This is a genomic window from Streptomyces sp. NPDC046931 (assembly GCF_040644655.1).
Lineage (GTDB): Bacteria > Actinomycetota > Actinomycetes > Streptomycetales > Streptomycetaceae > Streptomyces.
On sequence record NZ_JBEYWX010000024.1, the window covers coordinates 96135 to 112095 of the forward strand.

Annotated in this window: 14 protein-coding genes and 1 pseudogene; 11 read left to right on the top strand and 4 right to left on the bottom strand. The window is 71.8% G+C overall.

The features are described 5' to 3' along the window. Window positions 1-269: 269 nt before the first annotated feature. Together ABZ876_RS31340 and ABZ876_RS31345 are read right to left on the bottom strand one after the other, a co-directional pair. Complete coding sequence (locus ABZ876_RS31340; protein ID WP_361788270.1) at window positions 270-695, bottom strand: MarR family winged helix-turn-helix transcriptional regulator; 426 nt, start codon at window positions 693-695, stop codon at window positions 270-272. A 22-nt stretch (window positions 696-717) separates the two neighbouring features. Further along, entirely contained in the window at window positions 718-1599 is an 882-nt protein-coding gene (locus tag ABZ876_RS31345; RefSeq protein ID WP_361788272.1) for an NmrA/HSCARG family protein, read from the bottom strand. A 104-nt stretch (window positions 1600-1703) separates the two neighbouring features. Between ABZ876_RS31345 and ABZ876_RS31350 the strand changes: the two genes are divergently transcribed. Further along, the gene (locus ABZ876_RS31350) at window positions 1704-2183 is read left to right on the top strand and encodes a MarR family transcriptional regulator (protein WP_361788274.1); all 480 of its coding nucleotides are present in this window, start codon (window positions 1704-1706) and stop codon (window positions 2181-2183) included. Window positions 2184-2270: 87 nt separating this feature from the next. On the opposite strand, the gene ABZ876_RS31355 is transcribed toward ABZ876_RS31350, so the two are convergent. After that, window positions 2271-3053, bottom strand: coding sequence for an SDR family oxidoreductase (locus ABZ876_RS31355; RefSeq protein WP_361788276.1), 783 nt, complete (start codon window positions 3051-3053; stop codon window positions 2271-2273). Between the two features lie 104 nt (window positions 3054-3157). On the opposite strand from ABZ876_RS31355, the gene ABZ876_RS31360 reads away from it, so the two are divergent. Beyond that, window positions 3158-3751, top strand: coding sequence for a TetR-like C-terminal domain-containing protein (locus ABZ876_RS31360; protein WP_361788278.1), 594 nt, complete (start codon window positions 3158-3160; stop codon window positions 3749-3751). 109 nt (window positions 3752-3860) lie between these two features. Here the strand turns inward: ABZ876_RS31360 and ABZ876_RS31365 are convergent. Further along, window positions 3861-4339, bottom strand: a pseudogene (locus ABZ876_RS31365) (molybdenum metabolism regulator); the annotation flags it as partial. Window positions 4340-4739: 400 nt separating this feature from the next. Here ABZ876_RS31365 and ABZ876_RS31370 point away from each other — a divergent pair. From ABZ876_RS31370 to ABZ876_RS31410, 9 genes are all read left to right on the top strand, one after another. Beyond that, on the top strand, window positions 4740-6143 hold the full coding sequence (locus ABZ876_RS31370; RefSeq protein ID WP_361788280.1) for an amino acid permease: 1404 nt from the start codon (window positions 4740-4742) through the stop codon (window positions 6141-6143). Between the two features lie 184 nt (window positions 6144-6327). Beyond that, window positions 6328-6471 (top strand): hypothetical protein, encoded by a 144-nt coding sequence (locus ABZ876_RS31375; RefSeq protein ID WP_361788282.1) that lies wholly within the window; start codon window positions 6328-6330, stop codon window positions 6469-6471. A 378-nt stretch (window positions 6472-6849) separates the two neighbouring features. Beyond that, window positions 6850-7359, top strand: coding sequence for a hypothetical protein (locus ABZ876_RS31380; protein ID WP_361788284.1), 510 nt, complete (start codon window positions 6850-6852; stop codon window positions 7357-7359). 398 nt (window positions 7360-7757) lie between these two features. Then, window positions 7758-9893, top strand: a complete 2136-nt coding sequence (locus tag ABZ876_RS31385; RefSeq protein WP_361788286.1) for a hypothetical protein — start codon at window positions 7758-7760, stop codon at window positions 9891-9893. Between the two features lie 85 nt (window positions 9894-9978). Continuing rightward, window positions 9979-11643 carry a GT4 family glycosyltransferase PelF gene (gene pelF, locus ABZ876_RS31390; protein ID WP_361788288.1) on the top strand — a complete coding sequence of 555 codons (1665 nt, stop codon included), beginning with the start codon at window positions 9979-9981 and terminating at the stop codon, window positions 11641-11643. After that, a complete protein-coding gene (locus ABZ876_RS31395) occupies window positions 11640-13052 on the top strand; it encodes a hypothetical protein (protein WP_361788290.1) in 1413 nt (470 codons plus the stop codon). The genes pelF and ABZ876_RS31395 overlap by 4 nt, the downstream gene beginning before the upstream one ends. 123 nt (window positions 13053-13175) lie before the next feature. Then, the gene (locus ABZ876_RS31400; RefSeq protein WP_361788292.1) at window positions 13176-14177 is read left to right on the top strand and encodes a GDP-mannose 4,6-dehydratase; all 1002 of its coding nucleotides are present in this window, start codon (window positions 13176-13178) and stop codon (window positions 14175-14177) included. Between the two features lie 45 nt (window positions 14178-14222). Further along, window positions 14223-14936, top strand: a complete 714-nt coding sequence (locus ABZ876_RS31405) for a sugar phosphate nucleotidyltransferase (protein WP_361788294.1) — start codon at window positions 14223-14225, stop codon at window positions 14934-14936. A gap of 7 nt (window positions 14937-14943) precedes the next feature. Next, on the top strand, window positions 14944-15870 hold the full coding sequence (locus ABZ876_RS31410; RefSeq protein WP_361788296.1) for an NAD-dependent epimerase/dehydratase family protein: 927 nt from the start codon (window positions 14944-14946) through the stop codon (window positions 15868-15870). Window positions 15871-15961 lie beyond the last annotated feature (91 nt).

Below are 15961 nucleotides of genomic sequence, written 5' to 3' on the forward strand. Positions count from 1 at the left end.
CCGGACGGGAAGCGGTGTGGGGAATGGCGGTGGCATAGGCGCTCGTGGTGAGAGACGCCCCGGTACCGACGGCGGGCATGCCGTGAACGGAGGGATCCCTCAATCGATCCGTCCAATGCACGGACGCCCCGTGATCGTTCATGTGGTGCATCAGCAGGGCTCAGCCGCGTAGCCGTCCGTTCACAAGCGACGAAGCAGACATCGAGCCCGGAGCCTCACAGTGGGGGCCCGGCAGGGCGAGGTCGCCTGCCGGCGTCCTGGCGGTGTCGCTATCGACGGCTGCCGCTCATCGCCACCGCTTCCAGGTTGTGGGTCATCCGTTCAAGGACCTGGACGGCGGTGCGGTACTCGTCCCGGGAGATGCCGGTCATGGACAGTTCGCGGAACGCGTCGACGCGCTCGGCGACACGAGCCAGACGCCGACGGCCATCAGGGGTGAGGGCGAGCCGGGACGGTGCGTGACGGGTCGCCCAGCCGTCGGCGAGCACGGTGTCGATGGCCGCGGTCAGCGTGGCGGTGTCGGCGTTGGCCTCGAGGGCCGCGAGAAGTTCCCCGTCGGTGGCCTCGTGCGTGTCGTCGATGAGTCGGAGGACCTGCCAGGCGATCCTGGTGAGGCCGAACTCCTCCAGCATGTCGTTCATGTAATGCGTGATGACTCTGTCGGTGCGGTTGAGCCAGTAGCCGATGGGCTTCACGAAGTTGTGCTCCTTGGGTAGGTCACTGCTGGGCGGGCGCGGGGGTCAGGAGTGCGGACCAGTCCTGACCGGCGGCCCAGTCGGCAAAGGTGTGCCAGCCGACTTCGGGGTAGTCGCGTCGCAGCCCGGTGACGTCGACGTCGAGGCCGACGGTGGTGAAGTACTCGAACATGGCCGCCAGATCGGCGGAGTGGGTCCGGACATGGGACAGCGGTACTTCCTGGTGGCGGATCGGGCGCCCGGTGGCCGCTGCGAGGGCGTCCGCGATCCGGCCGGAGGTGAGCTCGTCGGAGGCGATGTCGATCCGGCGTCCGGTGAACTCGTCACGGCGCTCGAACGCCAACGCGGCGAAGGCGCCTATGTCGGCGGCCGGTATGAGAGTGAGCGGCCGGTCGGCGGGCATGGGCCAGGCGAAGCTGCCGTCGCGCAGCCCGTCGAGGCTCCAGCCGCCGGCGAAGTTGTCCATGAACGCCGCCGGGGCGATCACCGTCCAGGGCACGCCGGCAGTGCGCATGTGCTGCTCGACCAGGTACTTGCTCTCGTAGTGCGGGACGCCGGTGCCGCGGTCGGCATGGGCGGCGGAGGTGAGCACGATGTGCCCGAGGCGGGCGGCCGCCGCGGCGTCGACGAGGGCCTTGCCCTGTCGCACTTCGGTGGCGATGTCGGTGCCGAACGGGGTGGTGACCGCGAAGAGGGAGTCCACTCCCGCGAGGGCGGCGTCCAGAGAGGCGCGGTCGTCGAAGTCGGCGTGGCACACCTCGGCTCCGACGGCTCGCAGGACGCCGGCGGCCGGCGAGTCGGGGTGACGGGTGAGCCCGCGGACGCGGTGTCCGGCAGCGAGCAGGGCGCGGGCGGTGGCTCCGCCCTGGGCTCCGGTGGCGCCGGTGACTGCGATGGTGAGCATGGTTCTCCCAAAGGTAGAGTAGCTGCGTGACGCATCAACTGCGTCGCGCAGCAGACTACCCAGATTCGCTGCGTCGCGCAGCTTTTTTTGGAGGTGAGTCCGGAGTGGGAGACTCGCGTCGGAGCCGGCTGTACGAGGAGCTGTCCTTTGAGTCCCGCCGCCACCTGGCGGCGTATGTGCTGTTCAACCAGGCCGTCGCCGAGCACCTCGGAATGCACGCGACCGACGTGCAGTGCCTGAGCCTGCTGACGGCACGGCCCGAGCCCTTGACGGTCAAACAGATAGCCGAGATGACCGGCCTGACCACGGGCTCGGCCACACGACTGGTGGACCGGCTGGAACGAGGGGGCTACGTGGTGCGCACACCCGACCGGCGGGATCGCCGCCGGGTGCTGGTCACCACGGTGCCGGAGCGCATCGCCCGCGTCACCGCGGTGTGGGACGAGCTCGGCCAGGCCTGGCAGGCACTGCTCGACGAGCACACCGAGGACGAACTGGAGGTGATCACCCGGCATATGCGCCGGGCGCAGGACCTCAGCCACGCCCAGATGCGGCGCCTGCGGTCCATGCCGAAGCCGGACTGAGCCGGGAAGCCGCCGGGCAGGGCGCGGATGACCCGATGGCCTGCGGCAGGCGCGGGACGCGGCAGGCGCCGTGGGGCGATCCGGCCCTCAGGCCTTGAGCGCACGCCCTGCGACAGCGAGGACGACTCGGCGTGGCGCGAACCGGGGTGCCAGTGCCGACAGACGGTTGCCCAGCCCCGCGACCACGCTCGGCGGGGTGCTGCCGCGCCCCAGGGCGCGGCGGGTCGCCGTCACCACCTCGGCAGGGGTGGCGACGCGCCCGACCATCGCGTCGCGGGTACCGACCACGTCGAAGAATTCGGTGCTGACCGGCCCGGGCGACACCGCGAGCACGCGCAGCGAGGACCGGCGGGTCTCGTAGGCGAGAGCCTCCGTAAGGCTGAGCACGAACGCCTTGGTGGCGCCGTAGACCGCCATGGCCGGGGTCGGCTGGTAGGCGGCAGTGCTCGCCACCGTCACCAGGGCGCCCCGGCCGTCGGCCACCAAGTCCGGCAGGAAGACCCGCGACAGCTCGGAGACCGCCCCGATATTGAGCTGGATCATGCGGGCGATCTGCTCCGGGTCCTGCTCCAGGAACGCCCCGTGGCTCCCGAAGCCGGCGTTGTTGATCAGGGTCTGCACAGTGATGCCACGCGCGTCGAGATCCGCCCGCAGCGCCGCTCCGGCCCCCGGCCGGGCCAGGTCCGCGGCGATCGGTGTCGCGGTGATGCCATGACTCTTCTCCAGGTCCGCGGCGAGCTCGTGGAGCCGGTCGAGGCGACGAGCGACGAGGACGACGCCGGCGCCTCGCTCGGCCCACTGGCGGGCGAACTCCTCGCCCAGGCCGGCGCTGGCGCCGGTGATCAGGGCTGTCGTGCCTCGATAGGACATGCCTGCCATCGTCGGTTGCTCCACTTCCCTTGCCGGGTGTACGGGATAATCAATGTAGGCAACCTAAAACATTGTAGTCAACCGCCAACATTGAGGAGAGCGCTGTGCCCGAAGGCTCCTACCATCACGGCAACCTGAGGGCCGCCCTGCTGGAACGGGCCGAGGCCGTGCTGACCGAGTCGGGGCCCGTCGGGCTTTCCCTGCGCGGTCTCGCCCGCGACCTCGGCGTCAGTCATGCCGCCCCGACCCGCCACTTCCGCGACCGCCAGGCGGTGCTGGACGCGCTGGTGGTCAGCGGCTTCACCGAACTGAACCGTCGCCTCCAGACGGCGGCGGACGATCGTGGGGCGGTCGAACAGCGGCTGACCGGCCTCGGCCGGGCGTATCTGGGGTTCGCGGTCGAGCGCGCCGCGCTGCTGCAGCTGATGTTCGCCGCCAAACACGACGAGCAGGCCACCCAGGAACTGCGCGCACTCGGGCACCAGGCCCTGGAGATCGCCGCCCGGGTGATCGCCGAGGCACAGCAGAGCGGCGTCGTCCGTCCCGGCGATCCGGTCCGGCTGGCCCAGGTCGCCTTCTCCACCGTGCACGGTCTGGCCACCCTGGCCGTCGGTGGACTGCTCGACGACACCCCGTTGGACGAGGCCGCCGATCTCTCCCTTCAGGTGCTCCTGGCCGGGCTGCGGGCCACCCCATGAGTGCCGCGACTCGACGCCTCCCGGGGCCCCTGCCCCGCAGCCCCGCTCACCGCCGACCACCGGCGCTGTCGGGGCCTCCTGCCGCGGGACGGCCCCTCCCCCTTCCGCCCTACAGCAGCCGTCGGATGTCACCCCGGACCCGGTAGAAGCCGCCGGCCGCCGCATGCAGGGCGTCCACCACGTAGCGCGCCCCGGGCTCCCGTATCGCGCGCGGGAACTGGACGTTCCACGACGAGTCATAGCCGTCGGACACCACGTGCACGCGGAGGCGGCCACCGTCCTGGACGCACTCGACGACGACCGCCCCGGAGGGGGCGTGGGCGACGGTGGCCACCGCGCCCGCGGCCGTGGCCGACGCGTAAGTCGGCAGGGCCGCGGCGAGTTTGACGTCCCGCGCCACCGGCACGGTGCCCTGCTGAGCCGCGGAGACGGCCGCCTCGCTCGCGTCCGCGCACACCAGCGAGCCGTCCGTGTCACCAAGTACAGCCGCTCGTCGCGGTACTGCATCGACAGCGCCGACCCTCCGCCCGTACCGAGCTTCCACAGGCGCGTGCCGTCCTGGCCGAAGCAGTAGACGGATGACGCCGCGCGGGAGGGAGGTTCCGCTCCGGAACCACACTCGGCGGCCGGCGCGTCGGAGGCCGACTCGGCCGAGGGTGCCGAGTCCGTGGCCGACTAGGGCTGAGGGGACGACCGATCCGGCCGGGATGAGCAGCAGGAGCAGGAACGCCATCCACCGAGCCCATCAGGACAACGCCGTGGCAGCTGTGACGGAGCCCATAGTTCCGGCAACAGAGGTGTCACAGCCCACTCGGGAGCTGGCCGCTGGACGATTCCCGGCCCAGGGCCCCCGAAGGCGTACCTTTTGCGGCGCCCGACCGGACACACAGGACAAAGGCGCTCGATTTGGAGTCATGTGGGCTCATGTCGGACAATGAGCCCGCTCCCGGCGATCCCGGGCTTCTGTTCGAGAGAGGCGCACCACCCTATGCACGTCACCGGAACCGTCCGACCGTCGGCTCCGGCCCCGCAGGAGACCCCCGCGGCCCCCGCCCCCACCGAAGATCCCGCCGGGAACCCCGGCAGGCATGCCCGCCGCTTCGGACTGCCCGTCGCCACCGCGCTGGTCATGGGCAACATCATCGGCGGCGGCATCTTCCTGCTCCCGGCCTCCGTCGCCCCGTACGGCACGGTCAGCCTGGTCGCCTTCGGCGTCCTGACCGTCGGCGCCATCGCACTCGCCCTGCTCTTCGGACGGCTCGCCGAGCGGGACCCTCGTACCGGCGGACCCTATGTCTACGCCCGCGAGGCCTTCGGCGACTTCGCCGGTTTCCTCGCCGCCTGGGCGTACTGGATCACCACCTGGGTGTCGAACGCGGCGCTCGCCGTCGCCGCCGTCGGCTACCTCGACGTACTGATCCCGGTCAACGGCCACCGCTGGACCGCGTGCTTGGCCGCGCTCACCCTCCAGTGGCTGCCCGCCCTCGCCAACTTCGCGGGCACCCGTTACGTGGGTGCCGTCCAACTCCTGTCCACCGTGCTGAAGTTCGTGCCGCTCCTGCTCGTCGCGGTCGGCGGGCTGTTCTTCTTCGATCCGCACAACCTCGGCCCTTTCCAGGCGAACGGCGGCAGTGCGGTCGGCGCAGTGTCCGCCTCCGCCGCGGTCCTGCTGTTCTCCTACCTCGGTGTGGAGTCCGCCGCCGTCAGCGCGGGCGAGGTCAAGAACGCCCGGCGCAATGTCGGGCGCGCCACCGTCATCGGCACCACGGGCGCCGCACTGGTCTACCTGCTGGGCACGCTGTCCGTCTTCGGCACGGTCGCGCACGACCGCCTGGTGCACTCCACCGCCCCCTTCTCGGACGCCGTGAACGCCATGTTCGGCGGCTCCTGGGGCGGCTGGGCCGTGGCGCTCGCCGCGCTCGTGTCGATGACCGGCTGCCTCAACGGCTGGACCCTGCTGAGCGCCCAGACACCGTACGCGGCCGCGCAGGACGGCCTGTTCCCCGCCGTCTTCGCACGCCGGCGGCGAGGCGTTCCCACCGTCGGCGTCGGCGTCACCGTCGTTCTCGCCTCGCTGCTCACCGTCTCCACCTACACATCCGGCTCGGGAGGGGTGTTCGAGGCCCTGGTTCTCGTCACCACGTTCACCGCGACCGTGCCGTATCTGCTGGCCACCGCCGCGCAGATCTTCCACCTCGTCTCCGGCCGGAGCGAGCGGGTCGACCGGGCGCGGCTGGCCCGGGACGCCGTGGTCACGGCGGTCGCGGCGGCCTTCACCCTGTGGCTCGTCGCGGGCGCCGGGTACGCGGCGGTGTACCAGGGCGTACTGTTCCTGTTCGCCGGGATCATGGTCTACGCGGTGATGGCAGCCCGTCGGCGGAACACGGCCTGACCCACCGCCCCCAGGTCATCACGCGGTCGGGCCCGCCGAACACCACTCCCCGCCCCCGTTGCCGGGCGACCGGTGCAGGGAGCCCGACCGTCTGGTGCTGCCGCCCCGAGCTCAGTCGACGTCGGCTGCGTTGTAACACCGCAGGTAGTCGGCCAACCGTGCCACGTCGGCGTCGCTCCAGCCGGTGAACCGCTTCGCGAAGGAGGCACGACGCTGCCGGTTGGCCCGCTTCAGCAGGTCCAGGCCCTTCTCGGACGCCTTCAGGATCTGCCAGGACGCCGAAGACGAGGCGGCCGAGGAGGAGATGGGCGAGGCGGTCGCCGTCTGACAGCGTCACAGGCTCGGGCGCACCGGTTCACCGGAGCCGGTAACCAACGGACACCTTTGTGTGCGTGGCTGGACGCGCCGTGGAAATCGACAGGCTCGGAGCGCGGGACAGTCATCCACCGCACGGCTCCGCGGTCTCGTAATGCGCCAATAGCGTCCGGCCGCGTCGCCGTCGCTTCCGGATCCACCCGTCCGGTGGATCGCCGTGCCACCCCGTCCGTGCCGTGCACGGACGCAGCCGGCGGGTAACCGTCACAGATTCACCGCGCGGTCTTCGCATAAGGATCACTTCCGGCCGACGTGTGCGCGCGGCTCGCCCGGAGGGGCAGACGGTGCGCTCACGTTGTGCCTAGCCTCCCGGGCCATGCGATCACCTCAGATGAGACGCTTCGGCCTCACCGCCGTCCTCGCCTTCGTCCTCGCCGTGTTCGGTCTCGCCCCCGCCGCGAGCGCGGATCCCGCGCCGGCCACGCTGACGTTCGCCACCGACAGCAGCACCACCACACCGGGTGGCACGGTGAACCTGTCGATGACGATCACCAACAACAAGACCTACGACATCTGGTTCGTGCACCAGACGATCGACCCGACATGGCTGACCACCCAGCGCCCCGACCTGAAGTACAGCTTCACCGGCTGCACCCTGGCCACGGCCGCCGGCAGTACTCCCTGCTCCGGCACGGGTCCGGCCAACCTCGGCGGCAACTACGGCGCCACCATCCCGCCCGGGCAGAGCCGTACCGTCACGCTGACGCTCCACATCGCCGCCGACTCCGGCTGTAACGGCGACATCGGCTTCTACTCGTACTACTACACCGAGTTCAGCGACAGCACGAACACCAGCGGCGGCCCGGTCTACACGCCCGAAACCCGGGTGCTCTGCGCCTGACGCTCCGTCCGGTTCCGCGGTGGACCGACCTGAATTCAGCCTGCGCCCGGGCGCCCGCCGCGGCCCGGAACCCCGGCACTTCGGCCGGCGGACCCCCTCGGTCGGCCGGCGCGGCGTTCAGGCCCCGGACCTGCACACGCGACCTTCGACGCACCTCTCCGGCACGGGCGGCGCCGGTGGACGCGAGGTCGATTCCTTTGCGGTTGCGACAAGTTGACCACCTTCGCTTTTCCGTCATGTTCCGCAGCATGACCACGAAAGCTACACAGAGACATCACCATGTAACGCGACGAGAGCGTCGATGACCGGCTTCTGAGGGGGCGCCGGCGTCACGCCAGGGGGTGCGTCCGCTCCATGGGAGCTGTACTCGCCCCTGCCCGGGGAGGGGACTTCACCGCATGAAGCGGACCATACGCACCAGCGCGCTGACGGTGGGCACACTCATCGCAGCACTGGGGCTGCCGGCCGGCGCGGCCCACGCAGACACCGCCGCACCCCGTATCGACCTGCGCGTCCTGCTGGTGAGTGACGGCGGCCCGGCCACCGAGGCCATCGCGGCCGAGCTGGACGCCGCGGGAACGCCGTACACCGAGATCGACCTCGACCGTCCCGACCGGCCGGTCATCGACTCGGGTTTCCTCGCCGACACGGTGGACGGCCGGCCGCGGGCCAGGTTCCAGGCCGTGGTCCTGCCCAACGACAACCCGTTCGCCACGGGCTCGCCCGAGATGGCGGCGCTCGCGGCCTACGAGCAGACGTACTCGATCCCTCAGGTCGACGCCTACACCTACGCCCGCCCCGAGGCCGGCCTGCAGTATCCGGTGCTGGGCGGCTACTCGGGGAGCCTCGACGGTGTCCGGGCGGAGGTGACCGCCGCAGGCAAGTCGGGGCCCTTCGGTTATCTCGACGGATCGGTTCCCTTCGAGGACAACTCCAACGAGCTGAACGAGAGTTACGCCTATCTGTCGGCGCCCGCCCCAGGTGCGGACTTCACCCCGTACGTCGACGCGCCGGTCCCGGGAACGTCGAAGCGGGGCTCGCTGGTGGGTGAGTACCGGCACGACGGGCGCCGTGAACTCGTCGTCACCTTCGTCTACAACCAGTACCAGCAGCAGTTCCGGCTGCTGGCCCGGGGCGTCGTGGAGTGGATGACCGGGGGCGTGCACCTCGGGGCCTCCCGGAACTACTTCGCCGTGCACGTCGACGACGTCTTCGCCGCCGACGACCGCTGGGACACCCGGCTCAACTGCACTCCCGGAGACGTCGACTGCACAGGCGGCGCGGGCACGCCCCACCCGATCCGCATGACCGCCGCCGACGTCGACTACGCCACCGCCTGGCAGAACAGCCACCACTTCACCCTCGACATGGTCTTCAACGGTTCCGGCAGCCTGGACCAGCGCGAGGACAACAACGGCGTGGACCAGCTCGCCGACAAGCTGATCGCCGACCGCAACCGGTTCCGCTGGGTCAACCACACCTATACGCATGCCTTCCTCGGCTGCGAACAGGACACCACCGTGGTGCCCTGGAGGTGCGCCACCAACGCCGACGGCAGCACCCAGTGGGTCAGCCGTACCGCCATCTCCGACGAGATCGCCAACAATCGGGCCTGGGGACTCATCGCCGGACTGCCACTGGACGACAGCGAGTTGGTCACCGGCGAGCACTCGGGGCTGAAGGTGCTGCCGCAGCAGCCCGACGACAACCCCGATCTCGTGCCCGCCCTCGCCGACAACCACGTCACCTGGCTCGCCGCGGACAACTCCCGTGAGCCGGAGCAGCGTCGGGTCGGTGCGGCCATGACGGTCCCCCGCTACCCGATGAACGTCTTCTACAACGCCGGTCACGCCGCCGAGGAGGTCGACGAGTACAACTGGCTGTACACCGCCCGCGCCCAGGGCGGAAGCGGCATCTGCGAGGACAACCCGGCCACCACCACCTGCCTGCCGGCACCGCTGGACACCACCACCGGCTACTCCGGCCACATCGTTCCGCTGGAGACCCGGATCGCCCTCGGCCATGTGCTGTCCAACGACCCGAAGCCCCACTTCATCCATCAGTCCAACCTCGCCGAGGACCGCATCGCCTACCCGGTCCTCACCGGTGTCCTGGACGGATACGACGCCCTGTTCGCGGACAACAGCCCCGTGGTGAACCTGCGGATGAAGGAGATCGGCACCGAACTGCAACGTCGTGCCGCCTGGGACTCCGCCCTGCGCGCGGGCCGGATCACCGCCTACCGCGTCGGCGACACCGTGACCATCCAGGCACCGAACGGCGTGGCGGCGACCGCGACCCTGCCCACCGGGACCCGGCTGTCCGGCAGCGCCTTCGGCACCGCCTATGCGGGCGAGGTGTCCGCCTGGGCGCCCTCCTCCGGCGGCCCGCTCACCTTCACCCTGCCGACGTCCGCCGCGGCTCCGCCCCGGACCGCCCGCGTCACCCGGCCGGCCCCGGCCACCGGCCCCGCCCCGGACACCCGTCTCCCCGAGGGTGTGACGCCACAGGCCTCCCACGACATGGACCACTGAACGGCGCACCGACCGAAGGTCCCGGCCGCCCAGCTGCGGCCGGGACCGGCACGCCCACCCCACACCTCGGCCGTGGAGCACATCGATGCACGTTCACCACGGCGCGCGACGCCCCGGCGCGACGCGCGTCACCCTGCTCACCGAAGGCACCTATCCGCACAGTCACGGTGGCGTCAGTGTCTGGTGCGACCAGCTGGTCCAGGGCATGCCCGACGTCGCCTTCGACGTCATCGCCGTCACCGGCACCGGTCGCGAGCCCGTCGTGTGGGACCTGCCCGCCCACATCGCCAGTGTCCGGTCCGTCCCGATGTGGGGCGCCCCGCCGGACGGCCGGCCGCCGCAGGGCCGCGTCCGCAACCGGCTGGTCGCCGCCTACGAGCGGTTTCTGACCGCGCTGCTCGATCCGTGCGCCGAGGACGGGTTCGGCCCCGCGCTGTACGAGATGGCGCGGGCGGCGGCCGACGGGGCACTGAGCCCGTTCCTGCGCGGCGACCGGGCGATCGCGATCCTGGCCGGGGTGTGGAACCGGCCGGGCCTGGCCGTGCGTGAGGCCCGCCCGACCCTGCACGACGCGCTCACCGCGACAGCCCTGCTGGAGCACGCCCTGCGTCCCCTGGCCGCGCCGCCGCCCAGGGAAGGGGTCGCGCACGCGGTCAGCGGCGGCGTCGCCGTCCTGCCGGGTCTGGCCGGCCTGGAACGGTACGAGGTTCCGCTGCTGTTGACCGAGCACGGGGTCTATCTGCGCGAGCGCTACCTCGGCTATCGCACCGCCCCCTACCGCTGGCCGGTGAAGGCCGTCGTCCTCGGCTTCTTCCGGCTGCTGGCGGAGGAGAGCTACCGCAGGGCGGTCCTGATCACGCCGGGCAACCGCTACAACCGGCTGTGGGAGGAACAGGGCGGTGCCGTCCCGGAGTCGATCCGCACCGTCTACAACGGCGTGGATCCCGCCGCGTTCCCGCCGGCCGGGCCCGAGCCGGAGGTGCCCACTTTGAGCTGGGCCGGCCGGGTCGACCCGATCAAGGACCTGGAGACGCTCGTCCGCGCCTTCTCCCTCGTCCGGGAGCGCATACCCGGGGCCCGGCTTCGGCTGTTCGGCGGGACGCCTCGTGGCGGGGAGGCCTACCGGGAACGATGCGAGGCGCTGGCCGCCGACCTCGGGCACGCGGACGCGGTCACCTTCGAAGGCCGGGTCGACGACATCAAGGACGCCTACGCGGCCGGCAACGTCGTGATGCTCTCCAGCATCAGCGAGGGCTTCCCGTTCACCCTGATCGAGGCCATGTCGTGCGGGCGGGCCACGGTCTCCACCGACGTGGGCGGGGTGCGGGAGGCCGTCGGCGGCACCGGCCTCGTGGTTCCACCGCGCGATCCGGCGGCCATGGCCGCGGCCGCGCTCGAGTTGCTGAGCGACCCCGCGCGCCGCCGGGCGATGGGAGAGGCTGCGCGGATGCGGGTGATCGAGCAGTTCACCCTGCGCCAGACCATCGACACCTTCCGCTCCATCTACCTGGAACTTCCGACGCTCGCCCATGCCTCCTCGGCATCCGCGTCCGCGCCGGCCCCACCGTCGAAGTCGCCGGCGCCGGTTCCGCAGTCTCCGCCGGGCGCCCGGCCTGCGGTTGCCGTAGCCACGCGAGCGGCCGCGCAGTCCCCGCCGGACGGCCCGGATCCCGCGGCGGACCCGGACGCGTCGGACGACGCGAACGCCGCGGCCCCGGCGGCCACCGGCATGAGGAGCCTGGCCGGATGAGCGGGCCGATGGCGCTCGAGCCGAACGGGACGGAACAGGACACGCTGGCACTGCGGCTGGCCGGGACCGGGAGGCGGGCGCCGAGTCCTCGCCCGGCCGACGACGGCACCCTGGCGCTGCGGCTTCCGTGGCGCGGCCCCGACGAGGAGGCCGTCAGCCGGCTGGCCGCCGAGCTGGCCGACCGCGTCGGTCCCGCCGTCCACCCCTATGAGGTGGCCGCGCTGCTGGAGGCTGAGGGACTGTCCGCCGACGTGATCAAGGAGCGGTACGGGCACCCGGACCTTTTCTCCCTCGCCGCCGCGCTCTACGAGCGCGTACCGCGGGCCTTCCCCGAGCCTGTGCCGGCACCCGACCCCTGGCGCCCGGACACTGTGCGCTGTCTGCTGCGCGGTGTGCTGTTCGCCCTGCCGGGACTGGCCTATCTGCTCACGGCACCCCTGTGGCACCCCGGTCGGCACACCAGCGTCCTGATCGTGGCGGGGCTCGCGTCCTGGGCATGGGGGCAGGCCCTCGGCCACCGCGCCCATCTGCGGATGGCGACGGGGCGACGGGAGGCCGGGCGCGCGCTGCTGACCGGCGCGCCCCTGGGCGCGGCGGTGGCCACGCTCCTCGCCGCGCTGCCCGCCGGGGGCGGCCGCATCATCCTGGCGGCGGCCGCGCAGTCGGTGTATCTGGCGGCGGCGGGGGTGCTGTTGGTGCTGGGCGGGGAGTGGCTGCTGCTGGCCGCACTGTCCCCATTGGTCGCCGGTGCTGCCGTACTCCCGTGGTGGGAGCCGGGGAGGCTGCTGCGGGTCGGTCTGCCGCTGCTGGCGCTGGTCGCGACGCTCGCCGCTGTCGGCCGGGTCCTGCGGCAGGTCCTCGCCCTCCCCTCGGCAGCGGTCGGCAGCCGGCCCCGGCTGCTGTCGTCCCTGCCGTACGGCCTGTTCGGACTGGCCGCGGGCACGCTGGTGCTGCTGGAGGGACGCCGGGAGCCGTACGCGGTGATCGTGCTGACCGTGAGCATGGGGCCGGCCGAATGGCTGCTGTACCGCTACCGAGGGCTGTCGGTCGCGGCGCTGCGCGCGACCGCGACACCCGCCGGATTCCTTCTGCGTTCGGCGGGCGTCCTGGCCCTGTGCCTGCTCGCCTACGTCGGGCCTCTGCTGCCCGCCGCACTCCTCACCGGCGCCGAGCCGGTCGCGCTGCCGCTGCTCGCGGCCACGCTGTGGATCGCACTGCTCCTCCAGGCGTTCGGAGCGGCCTGGCCGCCGGCGGTGATCTGCCTCGCGGCCGCAGCCGGCACCGGGGCGGTCACGCTGCTGCACCTGCCACCGGGCCCGGTGTTCCTGCCCCTGTGCTGCGCCGCCGCCTCGCTGTGTCTGACGGTGTGCGCGCTGCGCCGGCTCGGACGACCGGCCCCACACGCCTGAAGAACCGGCCGGTGCGCGGCCCGCCGTACGGCAGGCCCGCCTCGCCGCCCTCCGGGTGCCACCGCACGGCACCGGGGGTCCCCGCACGACCACGCACACGAACCGACCGGAAGGACACACGAGTTGACCTCCGCACCGCTCGCCGCCGTCACCGGAGCCGAGGGTTTCATCGGCTCCCACCTCACCGAGGCGCTGGTCGCCGCCGGGCACCGGGTCAGGGCCATGGTCCTGTACAACTCCTTCTCCTCCTACGGATGGCTGGAGACCCTCGCCCCGGACGTCCTGGACCACGTGGAGATCGTCCTCGGTGACGTCCGGGACCCCGGCTCGGTCCGCGCCCTGCTGGACGGCGCCGACGTCGCCTACCACCTGGCCGCGCTCATCGCGATCCCGTACTCCTACCGGGCGCCGCACAGCTACGTGGACACCAATGTCACGGGCACGCTGAACGTGCTGGAGGCGGTGCGTGCCCTCGGCACGCCCCGGCTGGTGCACACCTCCACCAGCGAGACGTACGGCACCGCACAAACCGTGCCGATCACCGAGGACCACCCCATCAACACCCAGTCCCCGTACGCCGCGTCGAAGGCGGGCGGGGACCGGCTGGCGGACGGCTACCACGCGAGCTTCGGTACTCCGGTGGTGACACTCAGACCGTTCAACACCTTCGGACCCCGCCAGTCGATGCGCGCGGTGATCCCCACCGTCATCGGCCAGGTGGCGGCCGGCGAGCGCACCCTGACCCTCGGGGACCTGCGTCCCACACGGGACTTCACCTACGTCAAGGACACCGCGCAGGCGTTCCTCGCGGTGGGCGGCGCGCCGGCCGAGCGGGTCGTGGGCCGCACCTTCAACGCCGGTACCGGCGGGGAGATCTCGGTGGGCGACCTCGTCGCGCTGATCGGCAAGGTGATGGACACCGCACTCGAGGTGCGGGAGGACGCCGAGCGTATCCGCCCCGCGAACTCCGAGGTGATGCGGCTGGTCGCGGACGCGTCCCGGCTGGCCGCGGCAACCGGCTGGGAGCCCGCCCGCACCCTGGAGGAAGGGCTCGCTCACACCGTGGAGTTCTTCCGCGATCCGGCCAACCTGGACCGGTACAAGACCGGCATCTACAACATCTGATCCCAGCCTGCACGTCGTCCCCGGCACCGACGAAGGAGGAGCCCCATGCACGCAGTGATCCTGGCGGGAGGCAAGGGCGTCCGGCTGCGGCCCTACACCACCGCACTGCCCAAGCCGCTCGTCCCCATCGGCGACCAGCACGCCATCCTGGAGATCGTGCTGCGTCAGCTCTGCACGGCCGGTTTCACCCACTGCACCATCGCCATCGGCCATCTGGGCGAGATCATCCGCGCCTACGTCGGCGACGGGTCCCAGTGGGGCATGACCGTCGACTACGCCACCGAGGAGAGCCCCCTGGGCACCATGGGCCCGCTGCTGAACCTGCGCCACCGGCTGCCCGAGACGTTCCTGGTGATGAACGGCGATGTCCTCACCGACCTGGACTACGCAGATGTGCTGCGCACCCACCGGGAGTCGGGAGCACCGCTGACCATCGCCACCTACGCCCGCAAGGTGCACATCGACTTCGGGGTGCTGACCACGGAGTCCGGCAAGGTCGTCGCCTTCACCGAGAAGCCCAGCATGGACTACCGCGTCTCCATGGGGGTCTACGGAGTGTCCCGTGGGACTCTCGACGGCTACACCCCCGGGCTGCCGCTGGGCTTCGACGAACTGGTCCTGGACCTGCTGAGAGACCAGAAACCGCCGTACGCCTACGAGTTCGACGGATACTGGCTGGACATCGGCCGTCCGGACGACTACGACCGGGCCAACGCCGAGTTCACCTCGCGCAAGTCACTTCTGCTCAAGGGAGCCTGAGCACCGCATGCGCATTCTCGTCCTGGGCGGAACCGGTTTTCTGGGCGGTCACGTCGTCGAGCGGCTGCGCGCCCGGCCGGGCGTGCCGGTCCTCGTCGGCGGCCGCTCCCCCGGCGCCGACGTCGCCGTCGACCTCGCGTCCGGCCGGCCTGAGTCGCTGGCGAAGACCCTGGCGTCGGTGGCGCCCGACGCCGTGGTCAACTGCGCGGGTGCGACCGGCGGCGACGCCGTGACCCTCGCCGAGGTCAACGCCCGCGGCCCGGCGGTGCTGTGCGCGGCGCTGCGGGAGGCGGCGCCCGCGGCGCGTCTGGTCCACCTGGGCTCGGCCGCCGAGTACGGCCCGGGCGTGCCGGACACGCGGACGACGGAGTCGGCGGCCACCCGGCCGGTCACCCCGTACGGTGCGACCAAACTCGCGGGCACGGTCGCGGTGGCCGCCTCGGGCCTGGACGCGGTGGTACTGCGGGTGGGCAACCCGGTGGGGCCCGGTGCGCCGTCCAGCGGGCTGCCCGGCCGGACGGCGGCGCTGCTGCGCGCGGCCGGGGAGGACCCGGAGGCGGTGCTGCGGCTCGGTGATCTGTCCGCGTTCCGTGACTTCGTGGACGTGCGCGATGTCGCACGGGCGGTTGACTTGGCGGTGGCCGCTCCCGGTCCGCTGCCACGGGTCCTCAACATCGGCGCCGGCCAGGCCGTCCCCGTACGCGATCTGGTGAGGGGACTGGCCCGCGCGGCGGGTTTCCGTGGGCGTACGGAGGAGGACACGGGCGGCTCGGCCCGCTCGGCCGAGATTTCCTGGCAGTGTTCCGACATCACCGCAGCGGCGGAAGCCCTCGGCTGGCGGCCGTCCCACACGCTGGACGACGCGCTCGCCGCGCTGTGGGCGGCCACGGCCGCCGGCACCTCCCCACGCCCGGAAGGCGAGCGTGTCCCTTGACATCCTCCCCGCCCTAAAGGACGGGGATTCCTGGCTCACGTTGGCTGGGGACCAGCGGTCCGCCAGCTCTTACACGATCAGCACCAGCCGG